Genomic DNA, 18,559 nt, shown 5'->3' on the forward strand with positions numbered 1-18,559 from the left:
GTGCCCCTACGCCGCGCAGGCACCAACCAGCCTTGAGGGCCACGCCTGCTGGGCCGCCGGCACCGCATGCGCGGAGGTCACCATGGCCGGCCTGACTCTCGATACCGCCGGCGCGCTCGCCGCGGCGCGCGATCTCGGTGCGTCCGGCTGGGCTGCCGCCGAGCTGCTGCTCGCCATCCGCATCGGCATGGCCGAGGGCAGCGCCGCCCGTAGCGAGGGGGAAGGAAAGCCGAATGGCTGATGCTACCCGCCGCGTCTCCGTCCGCCTGTCGCTGGACGACGCCGCCCGGGTTAAGGCCGGGCTGCGCGAGGTCGGCGAGACCGGCCAGCGCTCCCTCGACCAGATCAAGGGCGGTGCCGAGCGCGCCTCCCGCTCCCTCGAACTGCTCGACGTCGCCACCCGCGGCATCCAGATCGCTGGCGTCGCGGTGGCCGCGCGCGCCCTCGTCCAGGCCGGCGACGCGCTCACCCAGGGCCTGTCGCGCCTGCAGAACGCGACCGGGTCGGTCGAGCGCGCTGGGCAGGTCTACGAGGCGCTGTACCGCAACGCGCTCTCCACCGGCGTCGCTGTCTCCGAGAGCGTCGATGCCTTCCAGCGCTTCTCGATCGCTGCGCGCGAGATCGGCGCCACCTCCGACCAGGTCGTCCGCCTCGTCGGCGGCCTGCAGCGCGTCGCCATCGTCTCCGGCGCCTCCACGCAGGAGATCTCCTCGGCCACCTTGCAGCTCGCCCAGGCGCTGGCCTCCGGCGTGCTGCAGGGCGATGAGCTGCGCTCCATCCTCGAGGCCATGCCGCTGCTGGCCGAGGGCCTGGCCCGCGAACTCGGCGTCTCCATTGGCGAACTCCGCAAGCTCGGCTCCGAGGGCAAGCTCACCGCCGAGCGGGTCTTCCCCGCGCTGCTACGCGCCACCGAACGGCTCGGCGCGGAACTCGATCGCGCGCCACTCTCCCTCGGCCGCGCCTTCGGGCAGCTGACCGCGGCGACCGAGAACTTCCTCGGCCAGCTCGACCGCGCCATCGGCCTGTCGAACGCGCTGGCCCGGGCGCTCTCCGCCGCCGCCCGCGCGGTGGACAGCGTCCGCCAGGGCGCCGGCCTGCGCAGCGAGGAGGAACGCCTTGCTGGCCTGCGCCGCCAGGCCGAGGCGCTGTCGGCGCAGATCGGCCGGCTGGAGAGCGAGAGCGACGGCCGCGACAGCCTGCGCGCCCCGGTCCGCCGCGGCAGCATCCGCCCCGGCCTGGTCGGCGCCGCGGAGCAGCAGGCCGGCGTCGACAGCCGTGCGCGGCTGGAGGAGCTGCGGCGGGACTACTTCGCCACGCTGGCCGAGATCGACACCGCCGAGCGCGAGTCGCTCAACCGCCGCCTCGAGGAGCAGGAGCGCGCCGGCCAGGCTGCGGCCGATGCGCGCCGGCGCCGTGCCACGCAGGATGTCCAGGAGCTCACCCGCGACCTCGACGACCGCTTCCGGATCAACCGCGAATACGAGGAGCGCGTCCGCCGGCTGCGCGAGGCGGAGGCGGCGGGTGGCGTCACCGCCGCAGAGCGCACCCGCCTCGAGACGCTCGCGCTGCAGGAGCGCGACGAGGCGCTGCGGCGGCTGGAGCCGCGCATCGCCGCGGTCCGGCGCGCCAGCACTGAGGGCGCGCGGGAGGCGCGCGATGCCGAGCGCCAGCTGAACGACCTGCTGCGCGAGCGCGAGCGGCTGATCCAGGACAACGAGACCGCCTACGAGCGCTACCAGCGCCGGCTGGAGCGGCTCGGTGATCTTGCTGAACGAGCAGCACGCGCCGACCGGCCGATCCCGGACGAGACGATAGGGCGGGAGGCGCAGCGCGCGCTGGAGGACCTGGAGGAGGCCGAGCGCCGCCTCCAGCGCAGCACCGAGGGGACGCGGGAGGCAGCGCGCGAGTTGGGCTTCGCGTTCTCCTCCGCCTTCGAGGACGCGATCGTGCGCGGCGACAAGCTGTCGAAGGTCATGCAGGGGCTGCTGCAGGACATCACCCGCATCATCGCGCGCCGCACCATCACCGAGCCGCTCGGCAATGCCGTCTCGGCCGGTCTCACCAGCCTTGGTGCCGGAAGCTGGTTCGACGGCGTCGGCTCCTGGCTCGGCGGGCTCTTTCGAGCCGAGGGCGGGCCGGTGGCGGCCGGCCAGCCCTACATCGTCGGCGAGCGTGGGCCGGAGTGGTTCGTGCCAGACCGCGGCGGCACCGTGCTGCCGAACGGCATGGCGCCCGGCGGGCCGGTCATCCAGCAGACCATCAACATCGACGCCCGCGGGGCTGATGCCGGCGTCGAGGCGCGGCTGCGGCTGCTCGCCGGGCAGATCGCGCGCCAGGCCTCGGCGATGACGCTCGACGCCATCCGCCGCGGCGGCAGCGCCTACGAGACGGTCCGGGGATAGCCGCCATGGTGGAGTATGCTTGGCCTGAGGCGCTGCGGCCTTCGCGGCTGACCTTCTACCTGCAGCACAACACCACGCGCTTCGTCTCGCCGGTCACCCGCGCCACCCAGGTGCTCCGGCGCGAGGGCGCGCGCTGGGTGGCGCAGGCGACCTTTGATCCGCTCGACCGCGTGCGTGCGGGCCTCCTCGAAGGCCTGCTCGCCGCGCTGGCCGGCTCAGTGAACACCGTCCGCATCTGGGACTGGCGGCGGGAGTTCCGCACCGGCGATCCGCGGGTGCAGGCCGACGTGCCGACCGGTCCCTTCTCCTATTCCGACGCGACGATCTTCACCGACGGCACGGGCTTCGTGGTGGGCTCGGGCAACCCGGCGCTTGCCGCCGGCGCGCCACGCGGGGCGCTGGCGATCCAGACCGGGGGCTGGTGGCCGAACGGGGTCGCGGTCGGCGCCGGCGACCTGATCGGCCTGGCGGGTCGGCTCTACATCGCCACCGAGACCGTGACGGCGTCCGGCGCCGGCACAGCCACCATCCCGATTGCGCCACCGCTGCGCGACGCGCTGCTGATCAACCAGCCGCTGGTGCTGACCAGGCCCACCGTCGCCATGCGCCTGGTGTCCGACGACGAGGCCGCCAACCCGACGCGGACGGGGCGCTTTACGGCGATCATCATCCGCCTCGAGGAAGCACTCTGATGTCGGACGCCCACGGCACGCCGCGGCTGTCGCCGCACGCGGCCGCCTCCGCCACCTCGCCGGTCGCCGCCCCCGTCGTGCTGGTCGAGCTCGACTTCGCCTCCGGGCCCTTCCGCGTCTGGACGGGCCTCGGCCAGCTCAATTGGGCGGGGAAGCTGTTCGAGGGCGTCGGCTCAATCGGCGCCGTCGGTGAGGTCGAGGAGACGGTGGAGCTACGCGCCGTGCGGCTGACGCTGGCACTGTCGCCCGTGCCGCAGGAGGTGGTGGACATCGCGCTCGCCGAGCGGAGCTTCCGGCTGCGGCCGGCGCGGCTCTGGGGCGCGCTGCTCGACGCCGAGGGCGCCTTCGTCGCCGACCCGTTCCCGCTCTGGGCGGGGCTGATGGACACGATGGAAGTGACCGACGGCGCCGAGCCGCGGGTCGCGCTCACCTGCGAGAGCCGTCTCGTTGACCTCGAGCGCGCTGAGGTCCGCCGGTACACCGACGCCGACCAGCAGGCCGAGTATCCCGGCGATCGCTTCTTCGAATACGTCCCCGCCCTGCAGGAGGCGGAGATCCGGCTGCCGGCCACCTGATGGCCCGGCTTCGGGATTGGCATGCCCGGCTGCCAGCCCTGCTGTCCGCGGTGGAGGCGCGCCCGTTCGACGCGCATCGCTGGAACTGTGGGCGCTTCGCGCTGGCGGCCGTCGAGGCGGTGACCGGCGAGCGGCCCGCCGTCCGGATGCTGCCCGACCTCATTGCCACGGCGGACAGCGCCGGCTTCCCCCGCGTCGCGCCGCTGCGGGCCCGCATGGGCGACATCGTCCTCGCCCCTGATCCCGACCGGCTCGGCGTGGTGCTCGACGCCGGGCGCGTCGCCTTTGTCGGGCCGCGCGGCCTGCTGCGCGCGCCGATCACCCTCTGCACCACCGCCTGGAGGATCGGCTGACATGCCCGCCGCCGTTCCGCTCATCGCCGTCGTCGCCGGCGGCGTCGCCTCGGCCGCGGTCGGCGGCGGCATCATCGGGGCTATCGTCGGCGCCGGCGCCGCCTTCGTGGTCTCCACCATCGGCGCCTCGGTCTTTCCCGCCAAGCGGCCGACCGCGCCGGCGCCGACCACCTCGCTGCGCCCCGGCGACGACCCGACCGCGCCCGGCGCCGGCCGCACCCAGTCCTTCCGCCAGCCGATCACCGAGCACCAGATCGTCTTCGGGCGCTGCAAGGTCGGCGGGCCGATCGTCTTCATCCACTCCGGGACCGACAACGCCGGCCGCGCCGATGGCTGGTTCTACGCCGTCGTCGTGCTCGCCGCGCACCGCGTCCGCGCCATCGGCGACCTCTGGCTTGGCGACACGCTGGCCACCGATGCGAAGTTCGCCGGGCTGGTGCGCATCGACCGTCACCTCGGGGATCCCGACCAGGCGGCCAACGCCAATCTGATCGCCGAGACCGGCGGCAAGTGGACCTCGGAACACCGCGGCCGCGGCCGCGCCTATGTCGCCGTGCGCCTCAAGATCACCGCCGAGGCCTTCCCCTCCGGCCCGCCGAACATTGCTGCCCTCGTCGAGGGGGCGGATACGATCCTCGATCCGCGCACCGGCGCGACCGGCTGGTCCGACAACCCGGCGCTCTGCCTCGCCTGGTACCTGACCGCGCCCTTCGGCTGGAAGGCGTCCTGGGATGACATCGATATCCCCGCCCTCATCGCCGCGGCCAACATCTGCGACGAGCTGATCGGCACCCGCGCCGGCGTCACGGAGCGGCGCTACACCGTCAACGGCCGCGTCTCGCTCGGCGAGGGCAAGATCGCCATCACCCGCAAGCTCGTCGCCGCCATGGCTGGGGCGCTCGTCGTCTCGGGCGGACGGTTCTTCATCCATGCCGGCGGACCGGCACTGCCGGCGGCGACGCTCACCTCGGACGACCTGCGCGGCGACGTCACCCTCCAGGGCAGCCGACCGCGTCGGGATCTCTTCAACGGGGTGCGGGCCGTCTATGTCGACCCGGCGAAGAACTGGCAGCCGACCGACGCGCCGCCGCTGCTGGCCTCGAACTACGTGGCCGAGGACGGCGGCGAGCAGATCTACCGCGACATGGAGTACCCGCTGACCACGTCGGTCGCGACCGTGCAGCGGCTGATGAAAGCCGAGCTGGAGCGGATCCGGCGGCAGCGCGAGGTGGCCTTCCCGGCCAACCTCTCGGCCCTGCGGCTGCGGCCCTGGGATGGCGTGACGGTCGCGCTCGACCGGGTTGGGCCGTTTCCGGCGCGGGTGACGGGCTGGCGGCTGTCTCCCGACGGCGGTGTCGACCTCACACTCTCCGAGGAGGATCCAGCGGTGTGGGACTGGAACCCGGCGGTGGACGAGCGCGCCGCCAGCGACAGCCCGTCGGTCGTGCTGCCGAACCCCGGGGTCATCGCTGCCCCCACCAGCATCACCGTCGAGACGCCGCTCGCCACCGGCTTTGCCGCCCTCGGCGTGTCCTGGTCGGCGGTCGGCAGTGCATACCTGGCCGGCTACGAGCTCGAGTTCCGCCCCGCCTCCGTGGCCGCCTGGCAGGGCTACGGCGGCGCCCTGGGCGCGACCGCGGCGTCCATCCCGACCACCGAGCCCACCGCCGTCCGGGCGCGCGCCGTGGCCCGCAGCGGGGCGGTGTCGGGCTGGCGGGAGGCGGCCATCCCTGGCGCGATCACCACGCCAGACGCGCTCGGCATCGCCGGCGGCGTGCGGCTGTCGGGCAGCTTCCCGGCCGACGCCGTGCGGCTGCAGATCTTCGAGGCCAGCAGCGCCAGCCTCGCCGCTGCTGTGAAGCTGGCCACCGAGCCCACCGCGCTGCCCTGGGACCGCACGGGCCTCACCGCCGGCCAGGCCCGCTGGTACTGGCTCCGCGCCGTCTCCGCCGAGGGCAACGTCTCGGCCCTCGCCGGGCCCGTCACTGCCACCGCGCTCTGATCGGAGTCAGCCATGGCCGCCCGCATCGACGACCTGATGGTCCTCGGCCAGAACATCTCCAAGACCGACCTGGCGAAGTACCTCCGCGACCGCGAGGCGGTGCTGCCGCGCGACTTCGGCGGCCTCGGCGACGGTGCCGCCAACGACCGCGCCGCCCTCCAGGCTTGCTTCGATCGCGCCGCGGCGGACCAAAAATTCGCCGTCATCCCGCCCGGCACCTGGAACGTCGATGCCGGCGTCACGCTCGGCGGCGGCGCGCGCGGCCTGATCATGCAGGGCGTCATCCGGTACACCGGCGCCACCAACGCACCTGCCACCGTGCTGACGCTCGGCGATGGCGGCACCGTGCGGAATGCCGAAAAGGTCTACGCGAACATTCAAGTGTCCCGGCTGGTGCAATCGAACTGGCTCGACGAGGCCGACATCGGCGTCCTTGCGCGCAATCTCGACTCGTCGCTTGTCGACGTGCGCCTCGCGCAGGGCTTCACGATCGGGCTGCGCACGCTGGGCGACGCGCGCGGCTTCGAGGACACCACGCTCGTCCTTGGCCGGTTGGTGAACAACAGGATCGGCCTCGATGTGCATTGCGCGCAGGCAGGCTCGTGGAACACGTCGGTGCGATACTATGGTGGGCACTTCGCCTGCGGCACCGGCATCAATCCCGCGATCAACCGCTACGGGGTCCGCTTCTCCCGCAGTTCGCTCGAGGCGTACAACAACCACAATCGGCATGTCTTCGACGCGCCGAACTTCGAGCTCCGCCAGCTCGACTCGAACATCGCCATCCCCTTCCTGAACGAGACGGCGGGCACCGCAATCATCGCTCGCGCGGTCCGCATGGAAGCCTGCTCGCCCTTCGTCGCCGAGCACACCGGGACGGCGACGGATTGCGAATACGAGGTGGCCTGGGCGCAAACCTACGCGATCAGCATCAGCTATGCGCCAACAGCAACGCGCGCCGGGAATGCGGTCTACAATCGCCACCGCGCGCCGGCGTCGCGGCTGACGCGGCTGCTGGCCAACATCCCGAACCTGCGTGCCGCCGCCTTCCGGCACAGCAACACCGAGATCGGGGTGGAGGGAGCCTGCATCATCGCGACCTCCACCACGACCGAGACCACCATGGCGGCGCTGTCCTGGAACGGGCTCGACGGCATCGCCGCGACCGGGCGGGGGCTGCTGCTGAACGCCAATCGCGGCGTCGCCTTCGTGGTGCAGACCACCCACGCGAAGGAGTTCGCCCTGGCGCACTGGCTGGTCGGTGGCGCCGATGGCGGGCGGCTCTGCGTGCGGTGCTTCGACGGCGCGGGCACCGTGCGGGAGAACCAGCCGCAGGACGTGCTGGCCTCCGGCACTACCCTGCAGTGGGACACCGCGTCCAAGAGCTGGCAGGCCGGTGCCGTGATGCAGGACAGCTCGCTGAACCGGCGGCAGACGGTGCGGCTCGGCGCGGGCGTCGCCTTCGCGCAGATCGGGATCATCGGCTTCGACGGGCAGATCGAGCTCGAGGCGCTGCGGCTCTACGGCCTGCCGGAGGATGCGCCGGCAGTGCTCTACGGCTGTCCGTCAGTGCCGGCGGGGACACGGACGCTGGCGCTGGAGACGAGTTGGGACCTACCGAGCCTTGGGCCCGGCGCGACGGCGAACGTCGACGTCACGGTGCCGGGCGCGCGGCGGGGCGACTTCGCAGATGCTTCGCTCGACAGCAGCAGCATCGCCTTCGTGCTGGACTGCCATGTGTGGTCCAACAACAGCGTCCGCGTGACGGCGCGCAACGTCAGCGCCTCGACGGTGGACCTCGCGGCGGCGGCGCTGTCGGTGCAGATGGTTAAGCGCAGGGTGCCGTGAGAGGCATCTCGCACATGCAACGCGCTCTGGATCCAGGAGACCGTTGACACCCTTTCGCGCCCTGAGGCCCGAAGCCGCGTTGACCCCCCCGCGTCCCCACCGCCCTGTTCGCCACGTACGCATTGCGCTCATGCCGCCCCCGGGACTTACCATGGGCGCATGGGCAAGAACGACGAACAGCGCGTGGCAGCACGTCTCGCGAAGATCATGGCCATGATCTGCGTGCGCAACTCGAGCCTGGAGGAATTGCACGCCGGCCAGGTCCCCACCACCCGCACGGGCGACTATTCGGACGTCTTCGTCGTGGATGCAGATGGCCGACGTATCCCGTGGCCCGACGTCTCGCGCATCGACGATGATGAGATGCGCGCCCTGATGCGTGACATCGTCAACCGGCTCTACACCTTCCACATCTGTGCCGACGCGCCGGAACTGCAGGCCGAAGTCGCGCGCTGGATGGCCGTCGCCAGCCGATGGGATGAGCCAGCAATCGACCCAAAGATGCTCGCGCACGGCATTGAACCGCGCTGACGATGGCGCTGGAGACCAACCGGGACCTGCCGAGCCTTGGACCTGGTGCGACGGCGAACGTCGACTTCACAGTAAACGGGGCACAGGCCGGCGCCCTGCGCCAAGCGTCGCTGGTGTCGTCGACCCGGTTCATCGAGCTCGATGCGGCCGTGTGGTCGACCAATACGGTGCGGGTGATGGCGCGGAACATCTCCGCGGCGACGTTCGACCTTGCGACGGCGACGCTGTCGGTGGAGGTCGTGAAGCGGCGGGTGCCTTAACTATCAGCCATAAGAGGCTCCCTACCCAAACGCCAACGGGCACACCCTACTGCTATTGCAAACCGCCCCATACCGCGGCGATAACATGAAACGCTGCCCTTGCGGATGAGCGCGGCGCCAAGGCAAAGTCGAGATTGATGGCGAACTGGCGTGAACGGATAAGGTTGAAAGCGGCCTTAGAGACCGTTTGAGAATGCCGGCACCGGCCCTCTCCCCCACCCGGCCACCCATCCAGGATACTGTCGTTGGGTGGCCGGGTGGGGGAGAGGGCCGGTGCCGGGCTTCAGAATGCGCCATTCGGCGCATTCTCAAACGGTCTCTTACATCTTATGAGCATCGCGCGACAGCGGCAGACAATCTTCAGTGTGTGGGTGGAATCGAGTAAAGTAGGGTAGGTCACATGCTAGGCGAGCAGAGAGCGAAATCGGATGGAGCCTAAATGTCGTTGAAGGCAGAGAGAACCGGTTACGACTTCACCGCTATCGAGGAACGGTGGCGGCGAATTTGGCGTGAACAGAAGACTTACAAGACACCGGATCCGGAGCCGGGTCAGCGCACCTTCTATGTTCTTGACATGTTTCCGTTCCCGTCAGGCTACGGCCTCCACGTCGGTCATCCGGTCGGTTATCTGGCGACGGACATCGTAGCGCGGTACCGGCGCGCGAGTGGCGATCTCGTTCTACACCCGATGGGCTGGGACTCATTTGGTCTCCCTGCCGAGCAACACGCCATCCGCACCGGCGAGCATCCGCGGGATGCCATCGGCAGGAACATCGAGAACTATCGCCGTCAGATGGAGCTAATTGGCTTGTCCTATGATTGGGACCGCGAAATCACGACAAGCGAGCCAGAATATTATCATTGGACACAGTTTCTATTTTTGAAACTCTATGATGCCTGGTTCGACGAAAGTGCTCAGCGCGCCAGGTCAATAGATGAGCTCCCGATCCCTGATGAAATCTCAGATCTCGGCCAGTCGGCTATCGCAAAATTTCGTGACTCTAAAAGGTTAGTATACTTTGCAAGCGCTCCCGTAAATTATTGCCCAGAATTGGGCACGGTGCTCGCGAACGAGGAGGTATATGACGGCCGGACGGAGCAGGGTTACGAGGTTATTCGCATTAATTTACCACAAGTTATCATGCGAATTAGCTCCTTCGCCGAGCGGTTGCTCGCCGGACTTGAAGGGCTTGACTGGCCAGAAGGCATCAAGGAGACGCAGCGGAACTGGATCGGACGCAGCGAAGGTGTAGAGCTAGATTTCGATGTTGAAGGTCACGACCGGCCGATCACGGTATACACAACGCGTGCGGAAACATTGGCCGGCGTGACGTTTCTCGCCGTTGCACCCGAGGTCAAAGACGTCAACCGGTTTGTCACGGATGAGCACAGAGAGAAGGTTGCCGCTTACATCGGTGCCTCTGCGCGTAGGAGCGATTTGTCCCGCACAACATCGCGCGAAAAGACCGGTGAGTTCACTGGCAGCTACGCAATCAATCCCTTGACTGGCAGGCGATCTCCGATTTTCGTCGCTGACTATGTATTGGCTGACCACGGCACTGGCGCAGTGATGGGCGTGCCTGCGCATGATGAGCGTGACTGGGAGTTTGCCCACCTCTACGGAATTGAGGTGATCCCGGTTGTGCGGCCGACCGACCCAACTATTCCAGTCAGCATTAAGGCTGCCGCCTTCGTAGATGCCGGCGCGATGATCGCCGAAGCTCCGGGACCGCACAACAAGGCGTATCGTGAAGGCCAGCCAAGCGGCGAAGCACGTAGTTCTTTGACCTCGTACGCAATACATAATGGATTTGGCCGGCGCTCAGTTCGATACAACATCCGCGACTGGATATTTGCACGACAACGCTATTGGGGTGAGCCGATCCCGGTCATTCATTGGGAAGATGGGGAAACAACTGCGCTAAATTATGGCGATCTACCGCTGCTATTGCCGCATGTTGAGGATTTTAAGCCGGCGGGCGGCGGCAAGTCGGCGCTTGGCCGCGCAGTGGATTGGATCAACGTTGTCGATCCGGCGACAGGCCGACGCGGCGTGCGTGAGACGGCGACAATGCCCAATTGGGCCGGATCATGTTGGTATCCGCTGCGCTTCACTGATCCGCACAACGAGAAGGGATTCGCATCTTGGGAAATGATGCAGGCTTGGGGGCCAGTCGATCTTTATATAGGTGGCGCTGAGCACGCGACTCTGCATCTTCTATATTCTCGATTCTGGTACTTAGCGCTCTATGATTTGGGGCTAATACCCTATGCCGAGCCTTTTAAGAAGCTCGTCAATCAGGGAATGCTGGTATCTTTCGCTTATAAGAACGCAAGGGGCGTTGTCATCGCCGTGGATGAGGTGATTGAAGCGGAGGACGGCCGCTTTGTGCACCAATCAAGTGGAGAGTTGGTCGAGCGTATTACTACCAAGATGTCGAAATCTCTTCGCAATGTCGTAACACCGGATGAGGTGATTGCGCGATTCGGCTCCGACGCTTTCCGGATGTTCCTCATGTTCATGGGGCCGGTGGAAGGTCCACGCGTCTGGGAGACCGACAAGGTTGCTTCGACAGCGCGCTTGCTAAAGCGGATCTGGTCATTCTCTGTATCCGCGGAAGATGAGACTCAGCCGCGCGAATGGTGTGCGCGTGAGGAACAGCCACGCAAAGTGACGCGCGCCCTAGTAACCTTAGTTAAGGAAGTTTCCAGTGATCTAGAGAATATACGGCTAAACACTTGCGTGTCAGAGATCATGAAGTTTATGAATGTTGTGGAGCATCTGCCGATTTCCAAAGAGGCGCATCGAGAATTCTTAGTAGTGCTAAATCCGTTTGCGCCGTTCCTCGCCGAAGAACTCTGGAGCATACTAGGCGAAAAGAGCAGCGTGAATAAAGCGGCATGGCCCGCCGTTTCCGCGAATGCCGAGATGGACGACACGGTGAACGTCGTGCTCCAGGTAAGTGGACGTAAGCGCGTTGAGGTTGAGGTCGACGCCAACGCCGACGATGAACGCTTGCACTCTATCGCTGTAGCCTTGGCCAAGCCCTGGTTGGAAGCCACCGCTGGGGTCAAAGTCATCATAGTCCGTGACAAGGCGACAGGCCGGCCCAAGCTCGTGAACGTCGTTCGCGGTGCCGCGTGAGCGAGAGCAGAAATCTAGGCGCATTCTGTCTTGTACGGAACCATGACGATTTCATTCTGCTGGTGCGCCGCGCCTATGGCGATGGCGGCTGGTCGTTACCGGGAGGGAGCGTCGAGCGTGGCGAGGACATCGAACAGGCGCTGCGGCGTGAAGTTTTCGAGGAGAGCGGCGTCACTCTCCTAGACGTAAATCTAGTTTCTGCGTTCTATTCTCGATTGAATTACTCAGTCGCATTCGTCTATTACGCTTCAGGAAGTTATTTGGCGCCGACGTTCGTGCCCGGAGGAGAGATCGCGGCCGTGGAATGGTTCAAGCCTTCGGTGCTGCCGACGGGTCTTTCGCTTCGTCAAAGAGCGTGGGTTTCGTGCCTCGTTGAGTTTGCCCGTACGGGATCATCTGAGTTCTTGAGGAGCAGTGATGTACCGTGAGACCGGAGATTGAAACGCGAATTGGAAATGAATTAATCGCCGCTCATGGCGACTTTATTTTATTGCCTGAGGTTCAGAGCGTTTTTCGCAGGAACGAGGGACTCGCGGCACGATTGGAGTTTGTCGTTGATGAAATTGTTAAATCTGTGGGCATTGCTCACCGCTTGCTCCAGCACGAACCAGTTCCGCTGAGTTCGAGCTTCCGCTGCCGCACTAATGACGCGGTGACGGATTTGCAGAGTGTTACGCACGCAGTCATTGTTCCTCTGGCTAATGAATCGCAGTATCTCAAGGTCCTGTGCATTTCATCGATTGCGAGGAACTTCGATCCATCGAAGTGCGTGGTGGTTTTGAATGCGCAAGAGGCATGTGATCCAGCGGCTCTGCTGCCCGACTTCAAGGTGGTGACGTTGGCAAGCGATGGGCCATTCGCTTTGCCACAAGCATACAATCGCTCCGTAGGCTGGCTGCGTGAGACCTTCGGTTTGAAATTTGATGAGTTGGTTCTGGTTTTCATGGACGACGACGCCGAGATCGTCGGCGACCAGCGCCCAGCCGTGCACGCACTTATGCGACGCGTCACGGCAGGCGAATGTCTCTTGGCGAGCGGCCATTACTTTGACTTCAGCCCGCCGCCAGATATGTTTGCGCGTGCGATCGAGGCTTCGGGAAGTAGCGACTTTGTCAAGCGCGTGCCGAAGCCATACTGCCACGGCGGCGCAGCGCTGATGATGCGGGGCGCTACCTTCCCGGCTCATGGGTTGCCGGAGAGCGGTCTTGGCGGAATAAGTTTGGGGATTCTTGCCATCGAGTCGCTTGGTAAGGAATGGTCGCGGCGCGTAGAGAATGGCGATTGGTACCTTCACAATGATTCGACGCTCGCGGTACAGCACCCAAGGAAAATCAACATCCTTCAGTGGTCCGCTACCTACCTAGGCTATGCGCGGGCTTGGGGCTTGATCCTGGACAGCCTGAATGAAAAGAACCGGGCCCACTGGAAACTGCGGTTGGATGCGGGTCGCAAAGCCAGGCGACAAGCGCTCCTGGAGCAAGCGGAGCGGAATGGCGACGTGCATTCATTATCCAATCTATTGCTCACCGAAACGTTCAAGCGCCGCGTTGTGAGCGGCTTCCGCTATGACGACTTTAGGCAGGCGGGTTTGAGCGTGCACTCTAACCTAACCTGAGAGCGCAAGATGAAATTCGTCTCCACTTCCGACGAACTTTGGCGGTTCTTCCAAGCAGATGCCCAGTCTGCTCTAGCGGGCCCTCAGACGCTGGCGGACATACGCAGCTACATCTTGGCAAGCGAAGGAATGAGCACTACACGGTGCGTCCTAATTGGCCTTGACGGACTTTCTCACCGCCATGCAGAACGCTTGTTTGGTGCGCACAAACGCGTCCGACTTTCACCGATGCTGTCGACAGTGCCGACGACGTCGAGTACGGCCTGGACAACTATCATGACAGGAGCCCCACCGTCGCGTCACGGCGTCTACGGTGCGGCCCAATATATGCCGGCACAAAAGACGAGCGTCTTTTTCTTCGACACGCGCCTTCGGGCGGCTGGAATTGTAGACAGGTACGATATAAGCCCAGCTCGCGAAACAATAATTAGCGATTGGGTCCAACGCGGTTGGGACGCGCATTGCCTGGGCTTCCCTGCAGAGCTCGACGGGAACGCTCTAATTGGCCTTTGGACTGATCAGGCTCAGTGCAGGTGGTTGAGTGGTAGTCCAGAGGAGCGCTTCTCCAATCCAGTCAAGCTGGCGCGGGAAGTGCTCGAGCAAGCGGGGGAGCTCTTGGAATCGTCGCATAGTTTTGTCTTCGCATACCTCAATGTCGATTGGTACATCCATGATCATGGGGTCGACGTAGCGGTCGACCAGGCCGTGCGAGAGAGCGTAGAATGGGCTGCGCGTTTTGCCAATCGATCTGGCGCGAAAGCGTTCCTCATTTCGGATCATGGCATGCGGCATCAGCCGCCAAGCGAACATAGCCTCCTAACGGATGAGGCCTTGCTAGATCTATGCCGCTGTCCCGTCGGTGGCGGCGGGCGCATTATCTATGTCTACCCCAAGGGTAGTCAGATCGACGCAGCGCGCGCTCGCTTGGTAGCGGCGGTAGGTGCAGATGGTATCGTAATGACTAGGAAAGAGTTCATCGACGCATATCATGCAAGTCCCTTGCTGGAGCCTGAGCGTATAGGCGAGCTTGTGGTGGTATCTGGCGACGGTCGATTTCCGGGCGCAATGCCCGATTCTCCCTTCGAGCACGGCGGCGTCTCCCGTGAGGAGATGCTGGCGTTTTTTGCTGAGTTAGTGTGAGATGGCACTCGGTGATTCAAAGCAGCCGACACTGTTGGGGTTCTATCTAGGGCTTCACGACTCGAACGTCGCCGCCCGAGTCGACGGCAAGCTTCGTTATCGCAAGTTTGAGCGCATGAGCGGGATCAAGCACCAGCGCGTTGCGCTTGATGCTATCAGAGTGGCCTGCGACGAGTGGGGCATTCGTCCGGATTACGTTGCATTCACCGACGGTAACCGAAACGGATTGGGTTCCTGTATAGGCGAAGAGCTCTGGTGCTCGTTGCCTTCGATTGGCTCGCTGGCGCCAAATGCGAAGACCTACTGTCTCGATCACCACTATGCACATGTCTTAAGCGCAATGCCAGAAATGGCTGGTGCAAACATCGTTGGTATCGCAATCGACGGGCGCGGCGACAATGGCATTCGTGCCCGAGTAGTCCGTTTTAGCGGAGAGCTTGATGCGCAAACCATGCTGTCTTCTTCCGATTTTACAATTGGACGCTTCTTCAACCGGGTCGGCATCTCGCTAGGCTTGTCTGGCGACGACGTCGATCTCGCCGGAAAGGTCATGGGCGCACAAGCCTATGGCAATGTATGCAAAGAGTTTGTATCCGATCTCGAGATGGCTGATCCGATTAGCCTTCCTGATCGCCTGCTTTACACCATTCCTTGGCAAGGCCGTCAGGTCTGGGGCGCGACAGATTTTTTTGATATCCGGAACCAGGCCTTCCTGGATTGGCTGGCATCTGCGCATGACGCCCTTGGGCGCGCTGTGCTGCGCTTCTTTAGCGCGTATTGCAGCAGCGACACGCAAATTGTCTATGCGGGCGGCTGCGCCCAGAACACGGTGTTCAACACGGCGCTTTTCGAGGCTTTTCCACGGCTTGAGATACCGCCGCACGCCTACGATGGAGGGCTATCGCTGGGATGTATCGAGTTTCTTCGCCGCAAGCTCCGTCTGCCCGCTACAGATTACGCTGCTTTTCCGTTCATCCAAGATGATTGTGATGTCGGTTTCGCCTCGCGGGAAGTCGCGCAACAGGTGGCTGAACTGATAGCTGAGGGAAAGATCGTCGGCTGGATGCAGGGAAACGGCGAAATCGGGCCGAGAGCGCTAGGCCATAGATCGATCTTGATGGATCCGCGGATCAGCGACGGGAAGGCGGTGCTTAACGAGAGAGTTAAGCGGCGCGAACCTTGGCGCCCATACGCTGGAAGTATTTTAGAACCGCATGTAACGAGTTGGTTTGAGACGAACGCACCTTCGCCATACATGCTGCGGGCGATTAAGACGCGAGAGGAGCGCCATGCGCTGATTCCGGGCATCGTGCACCACGATGGCACCTGTCGTATTCAGACCGTGAATGCAGAGACGCCCGAGTTGGAAGCGTTCAACACGCTGCTCACCACTTTTTTTAAACTGACAGGTGTTCCATTGGTTTTGAACACTTCTCTCAATGCCGGAGGCGAGCCAATCCACGGCGATCCGGCTCAGTCAATGAAGCTGCTAAGGGCCGGTCGTATTGACGCGCTCTGTGTCGGTAACAACCTGCTTGTGGGGGCAGACGCTTGAGTGGACATTTCGGCGCGGTGGTCGGGACGCCCAAACCCCCGATCAAGATCGGCATCTTGGGCGCATCGACTATCGCGCGCGAGGCCATGGCGCCGGCATTCAAGCGCGAGTCTCGCGTGAATGTGGTGGCTATTGCGTCTCGTAGCGCACGCAGCGCGCAAGCCTTGGCGCATACCCTTAATGTCAGTCGATGGGGACCGGGATTTGATTGGATACTTGCAGATCCCGATATCGACGCTGTCTATATCAGCTTGCCGCCATCACTTAACGCGCATTGGACGCTCAAGTCATTGCAATCTAATAAGCACGTTCTCTGCGAAAAGCCGATCGCGCTGAACGTAAACGATGTAGCAAGGATTCGCGCTTGCGCACGCGCAGTGAGCCGCGTCGTCCGCGAAGTCGACATGTGGCGTCATCATCCGCAAATTAGGCGGCTACACGATTTGTGGCGCCGGGGCGCCTTAGGGCAGTTGCGTTCAATCGAGGCGGAGTTTACGTTTAACCTGAGTGAAGATGACCGGTTTCGTTGGTCCCGCAGTTTGGGCGGAGGCGTGCTCAACGACCTTGGACCTTATTGTCTCGGCGCAGTTCTAGAATTCTGTCCGGGGATTCTGGACATTCTTGAGGCGCGCTTCTCTTGGGCGGGCAACGGGCCCAACCAAGTGGAGACCGCGATGGAGGCCACACTTGCGGCGGCGGGTGGCATCACGGCTCGGATCTTCTGCTCCTTCGTCGATACGCCACGCCAACGCCTTGTTTTGCGTGGTGCGGACGATTCGGTCACGCTGAACCAGCCCTGGGCAGTTGGAATTGATAGCGAGCAGCCTTTGCCCGTCCACCTTGTACGCGGCGCCCGGACAGAGCGGTTTGGTGAATTCGATCCCTACCTGATGATGCTGGGAGACTTCGCGGAGCGCATCAACGGCGGGGACCTAGGAAGCTTCGCATTGGAGCGTTGCGAGCGCCGGGTAGCGCTCGCAGCCGAACTGCAGCTGTGTGCGCGCCGGTCGCAGGGTGCAACGTGAGATACGTGCCCCATTTCAAGTTGCTGCCCAGGCCCACGCTCGTGGTCGACAGCTTCGTGCGGACGCCGCATTGCACACTGGAGCTGAGCCACTGGCCCGGCAACAGAACACCAGCCCACCTTAAACGCGACACGAGCACCGAAGCGGTTATCGCATGGCTTAGAGCAGACGGGGATTCGACGCGGTCAATTGAGCAGGTAACGGTCGATCACTTCGACGTCGATGGCCTGCTGGCCGCGTGGTGCGCCATCTTCCCCGCTGCCGCGTTAGAGCATGCGCAACTGCTGACTCAGGCCGCGTCAACAGAAGATTTTGATCGCTTCGAAACGGTAGAAAGTCTCGAACTTACGTTTGATCTGCTCGCAATTGAACAAGATTTCGCGTGTGAAGCAGCGCACGCTGGCGTCTCAGGTGCCGACCTGTGGACTGCGCATCTGTACGCAAGCGTTTTGCCGGCAGTCGAGAGGTGCTTGGCCGGAAGGTTTGCCCACGAGTTGAGTTGGCGTTCTGAGTTTACCCAAGTGATGCTCTCCTTGGACAGCCTGCGCACGGGCGCCGGCGGCACGGAGGTTTTGAGACGACCGGATCTAGACTTGGCTCTCGTAACAAGTGAGCATGCATTGCATCCGTACGCTATCAATGCCGCTCTGCCGGAGACCCGGCTGATTGTCTGTGTACCAGGACGGCGTACGCAGTTTCTCTACCGTTATGAATCATTTGTCGAGATGGTGTCGCGTAACGTGCCAGGTCGCGCGCCGCTGAGCCCAATGGCGGAAGTTTTGAACCGTCATGAGCAAAACGGCGTTTGGATCGCCGAGGGCATGCTTGCGGCGCATCCACGCGTGCTCTTCTTCGGTGGTGACGCTAACATCAACGATTCATCAATCACGCCCGGAGCGCTGATTGAGTTGATAGCCGGTTACTTTCTCGATCATGCACTAGCCAGAAGGTCGTTGTGGACCCCGTCTATGGGACTACCGCTCGAAGACGATAAGCACCCCGAAATGCTTGTGCGTCCGCCTTGGATGGCCAAACATGGACATCCGCGCGTGGGAGGGGCCTCGTGACCGCTTTGCAGCAGTTCGTGTTGATCCCTAACGTTGAGGAACTTGCCGAAGGCGAGACAAGGATTGTGGGCGTGTCCGGGGTCGATATGCTAGCGATACGGTTTGAGAACGTAGTCTACGCAGTCTCCGCAACGTGTCCACATCGCGGCGGGCCTTTAGCGACCGGGCTGATCGCATCAGGGGTTATAGTCTGCCCTTGGCATGGTTCTGAATTCCGAATCGCAGACGGTGCACTGGTTGCTGGCCCATCGAAGTGCGCGCTTAAGACATGGCCTCTCACCTTAGACGGCGTGGTTGCTTATGTCTCGCTCGGCTAATGCCAACGACACGCACAATATTCTCGAGGGCC

17 protein-coding genes are annotated in these 18,559 nt (G+C 63.9%); all 17 read left to right on the forward strand.

Translation table 11 applies throughout. The features are described from left to right. Window positions 1-82: 82 nt before the first annotated feature. A complete protein-coding gene (locus LQ222_RS00630) occupies window positions 83-241 on the forward strand; it encodes a hypothetical protein (RefSeq protein WP_230163837.1) in 159 nt (52 codons plus the stop codon). Further along, on the forward strand, window positions 234-2,402 hold the full coding sequence (locus tag LQ222_RS00635) for a tape measure protein (RefSeq protein ID WP_230163838.1): 2,169 nt from the start codon (window positions 234-236) through the stop codon (window positions 2,400-2,402). Before LQ222_RS00630 ends, LQ222_RS00635 begins: the two co-directional genes overlap by 8 nt. A 5-nt stretch (window positions 2,403-2,407) precedes the next feature. After that, window positions 2,408-3,094, forward strand: coding sequence for a hypothetical protein (locus LQ222_RS00640; protein WP_230163839.1), 687 nt, complete (start codon window positions 2,408-2,410; stop codon window positions 3,092-3,094). Next, window positions 3,094-3,669: a hypothetical protein gene (locus tag LQ222_RS00645; RefSeq protein WP_230163840.1), complete on the forward strand. Its 576-nt coding sequence runs from the start codon at window positions 3,094-3,096 to the stop codon at window positions 3,667-3,669. Before LQ222_RS00640 ends, LQ222_RS00645 begins: the two co-directional genes overlap by 1 nt. Beyond that, window positions 3,669-4,022, forward strand: a complete 354-nt coding sequence (locus LQ222_RS00650; protein ID WP_230163841.1) for a DUF6950 family protein — start codon at window positions 3,669-3,671, stop codon at window positions 4,020-4,022. Before LQ222_RS00645 ends, LQ222_RS00650 begins: the two co-directional genes overlap by 1 nt. 1 nt (window position 4,023) lies before the next feature. Next, a complete protein-coding gene (locus tag LQ222_RS00655; RefSeq protein WP_230163842.1) occupies window positions 4,024-6,024 on the forward strand; it encodes a phage tail protein in 2,001 nt (666 codons plus the stop codon). Window positions 6,025-6,036: 12 nt separating this feature from the next. Continuing rightward, window positions 6,037-7,872 carry a glycoside hydrolase family 55 protein gene (locus tag LQ222_RS00660; RefSeq protein ID WP_230163843.1) on the forward strand — a complete coding sequence of 612 codons (1,836 nt, stop codon included), beginning with the start codon at window positions 6,037-6,039 and terminating at the stop codon, window positions 7,870-7,872. A gap of 159 nt (window positions 7,873-8,031) precedes the next feature. Then, window positions 8,032-8,403, forward strand: coding sequence for a hypothetical protein (locus LQ222_RS00665; RefSeq protein WP_230163844.1), 372 nt, complete (start codon window positions 8,032-8,034; stop codon window positions 8,401-8,403). 2 nt (window positions 8,404-8,405) lie between these two features. Next, window positions 8,406-8,663 (forward strand): hypothetical protein, encoded by a 258-nt coding sequence (locus LQ222_RS00670; protein ID WP_230163845.1) that lies wholly within the window; start codon window positions 8,406-8,408, stop codon window positions 8,661-8,663. Between the two features lie 439 nt (window positions 8,664-9,102). After that, window positions 9,103-11,808 (forward strand): leucine--tRNA ligase, encoded by a 2,706-nt coding sequence (gene leuS, locus LQ222_RS00675; protein ID WP_230163847.1) that lies wholly within the window; start codon window positions 9,103-9,105, stop codon window positions 11,806-11,808. Continuing rightward, complete coding sequence (locus LQ222_RS00680; RefSeq protein WP_230163848.1) at window positions 11,805-12,236, forward strand: NUDIX hydrolase; 432 nt, start codon at window positions 11,805-11,807, stop codon at window positions 12,234-12,236. The genes leuS and LQ222_RS00680 overlap by 4 nt, the downstream gene beginning before the upstream one ends. Next, on the forward strand, window positions 12,233-13,423 hold the full coding sequence (locus LQ222_RS00685) for a hypothetical protein (RefSeq protein ID WP_230163849.1): 1,191 nt from the start codon (window positions 12,233-12,235) through the stop codon (window positions 13,421-13,423). The genes LQ222_RS00680 and LQ222_RS00685 overlap by 4 nt, the downstream gene beginning before the upstream one ends. A 9-nt stretch (window positions 13,424-13,432) precedes the next feature. Continuing rightward, window positions 13,433-14,563 (forward strand): alkaline phosphatase family protein, encoded by a 1,131-nt coding sequence (locus LQ222_RS00690; protein ID WP_230163850.1) that lies wholly within the window; start codon window positions 13,433-13,435, stop codon window positions 14,561-14,563. Window position 14,564: 1 nt separating this feature from the next. Continuing rightward, entirely contained in the window at window positions 14,565-16,118 is a 1,554-nt protein-coding gene (locus LQ222_RS00695) for a carbamoyltransferase C-terminal domain-containing protein (protein ID WP_230163851.1), read from the forward strand. Beyond that, window positions 16,115-17,143, forward strand: a complete 1,029-nt coding sequence (locus LQ222_RS00700; RefSeq protein WP_230163852.1) for a Gfo/Idh/MocA family protein — start codon at window positions 16,115-16,117, stop codon at window positions 17,141-17,143. Before LQ222_RS00695 ends, LQ222_RS00700 begins: the two co-directional genes overlap by 4 nt. Before the next feature lie 5 nt (window positions 17,144-17,148). Beyond that, entirely contained in the window at window positions 17,149-18,210 is a 1,062-nt protein-coding gene (locus tag LQ222_RS00705) for a DUF6687 family protein (protein WP_230163853.1), read from the forward strand. 17 nt (window positions 18,211-18,227) lie between these two features. Then, the gene (locus LQ222_RS26330; RefSeq protein WP_374202142.1) at window positions 18,228-18,527 is read left to right on the forward strand and encodes a Rieske (2Fe-2S) protein; all 300 of its coding nucleotides are present in this window, start codon (window positions 18,228-18,230) and stop codon (window positions 18,525-18,527) included. Window positions 18,528-18,559: the final 32 nt, after the last annotated feature.

It is taken from the genome of Roseomonas sp. CECT 9278 (assembly GCF_918698155.1).
In the GTDB taxonomy this organism is placed as follows: Bacteria; Pseudomonadota; Alphaproteobacteria; order Acetobacterales; family Acetobacteraceae; genus Neoroseomonas.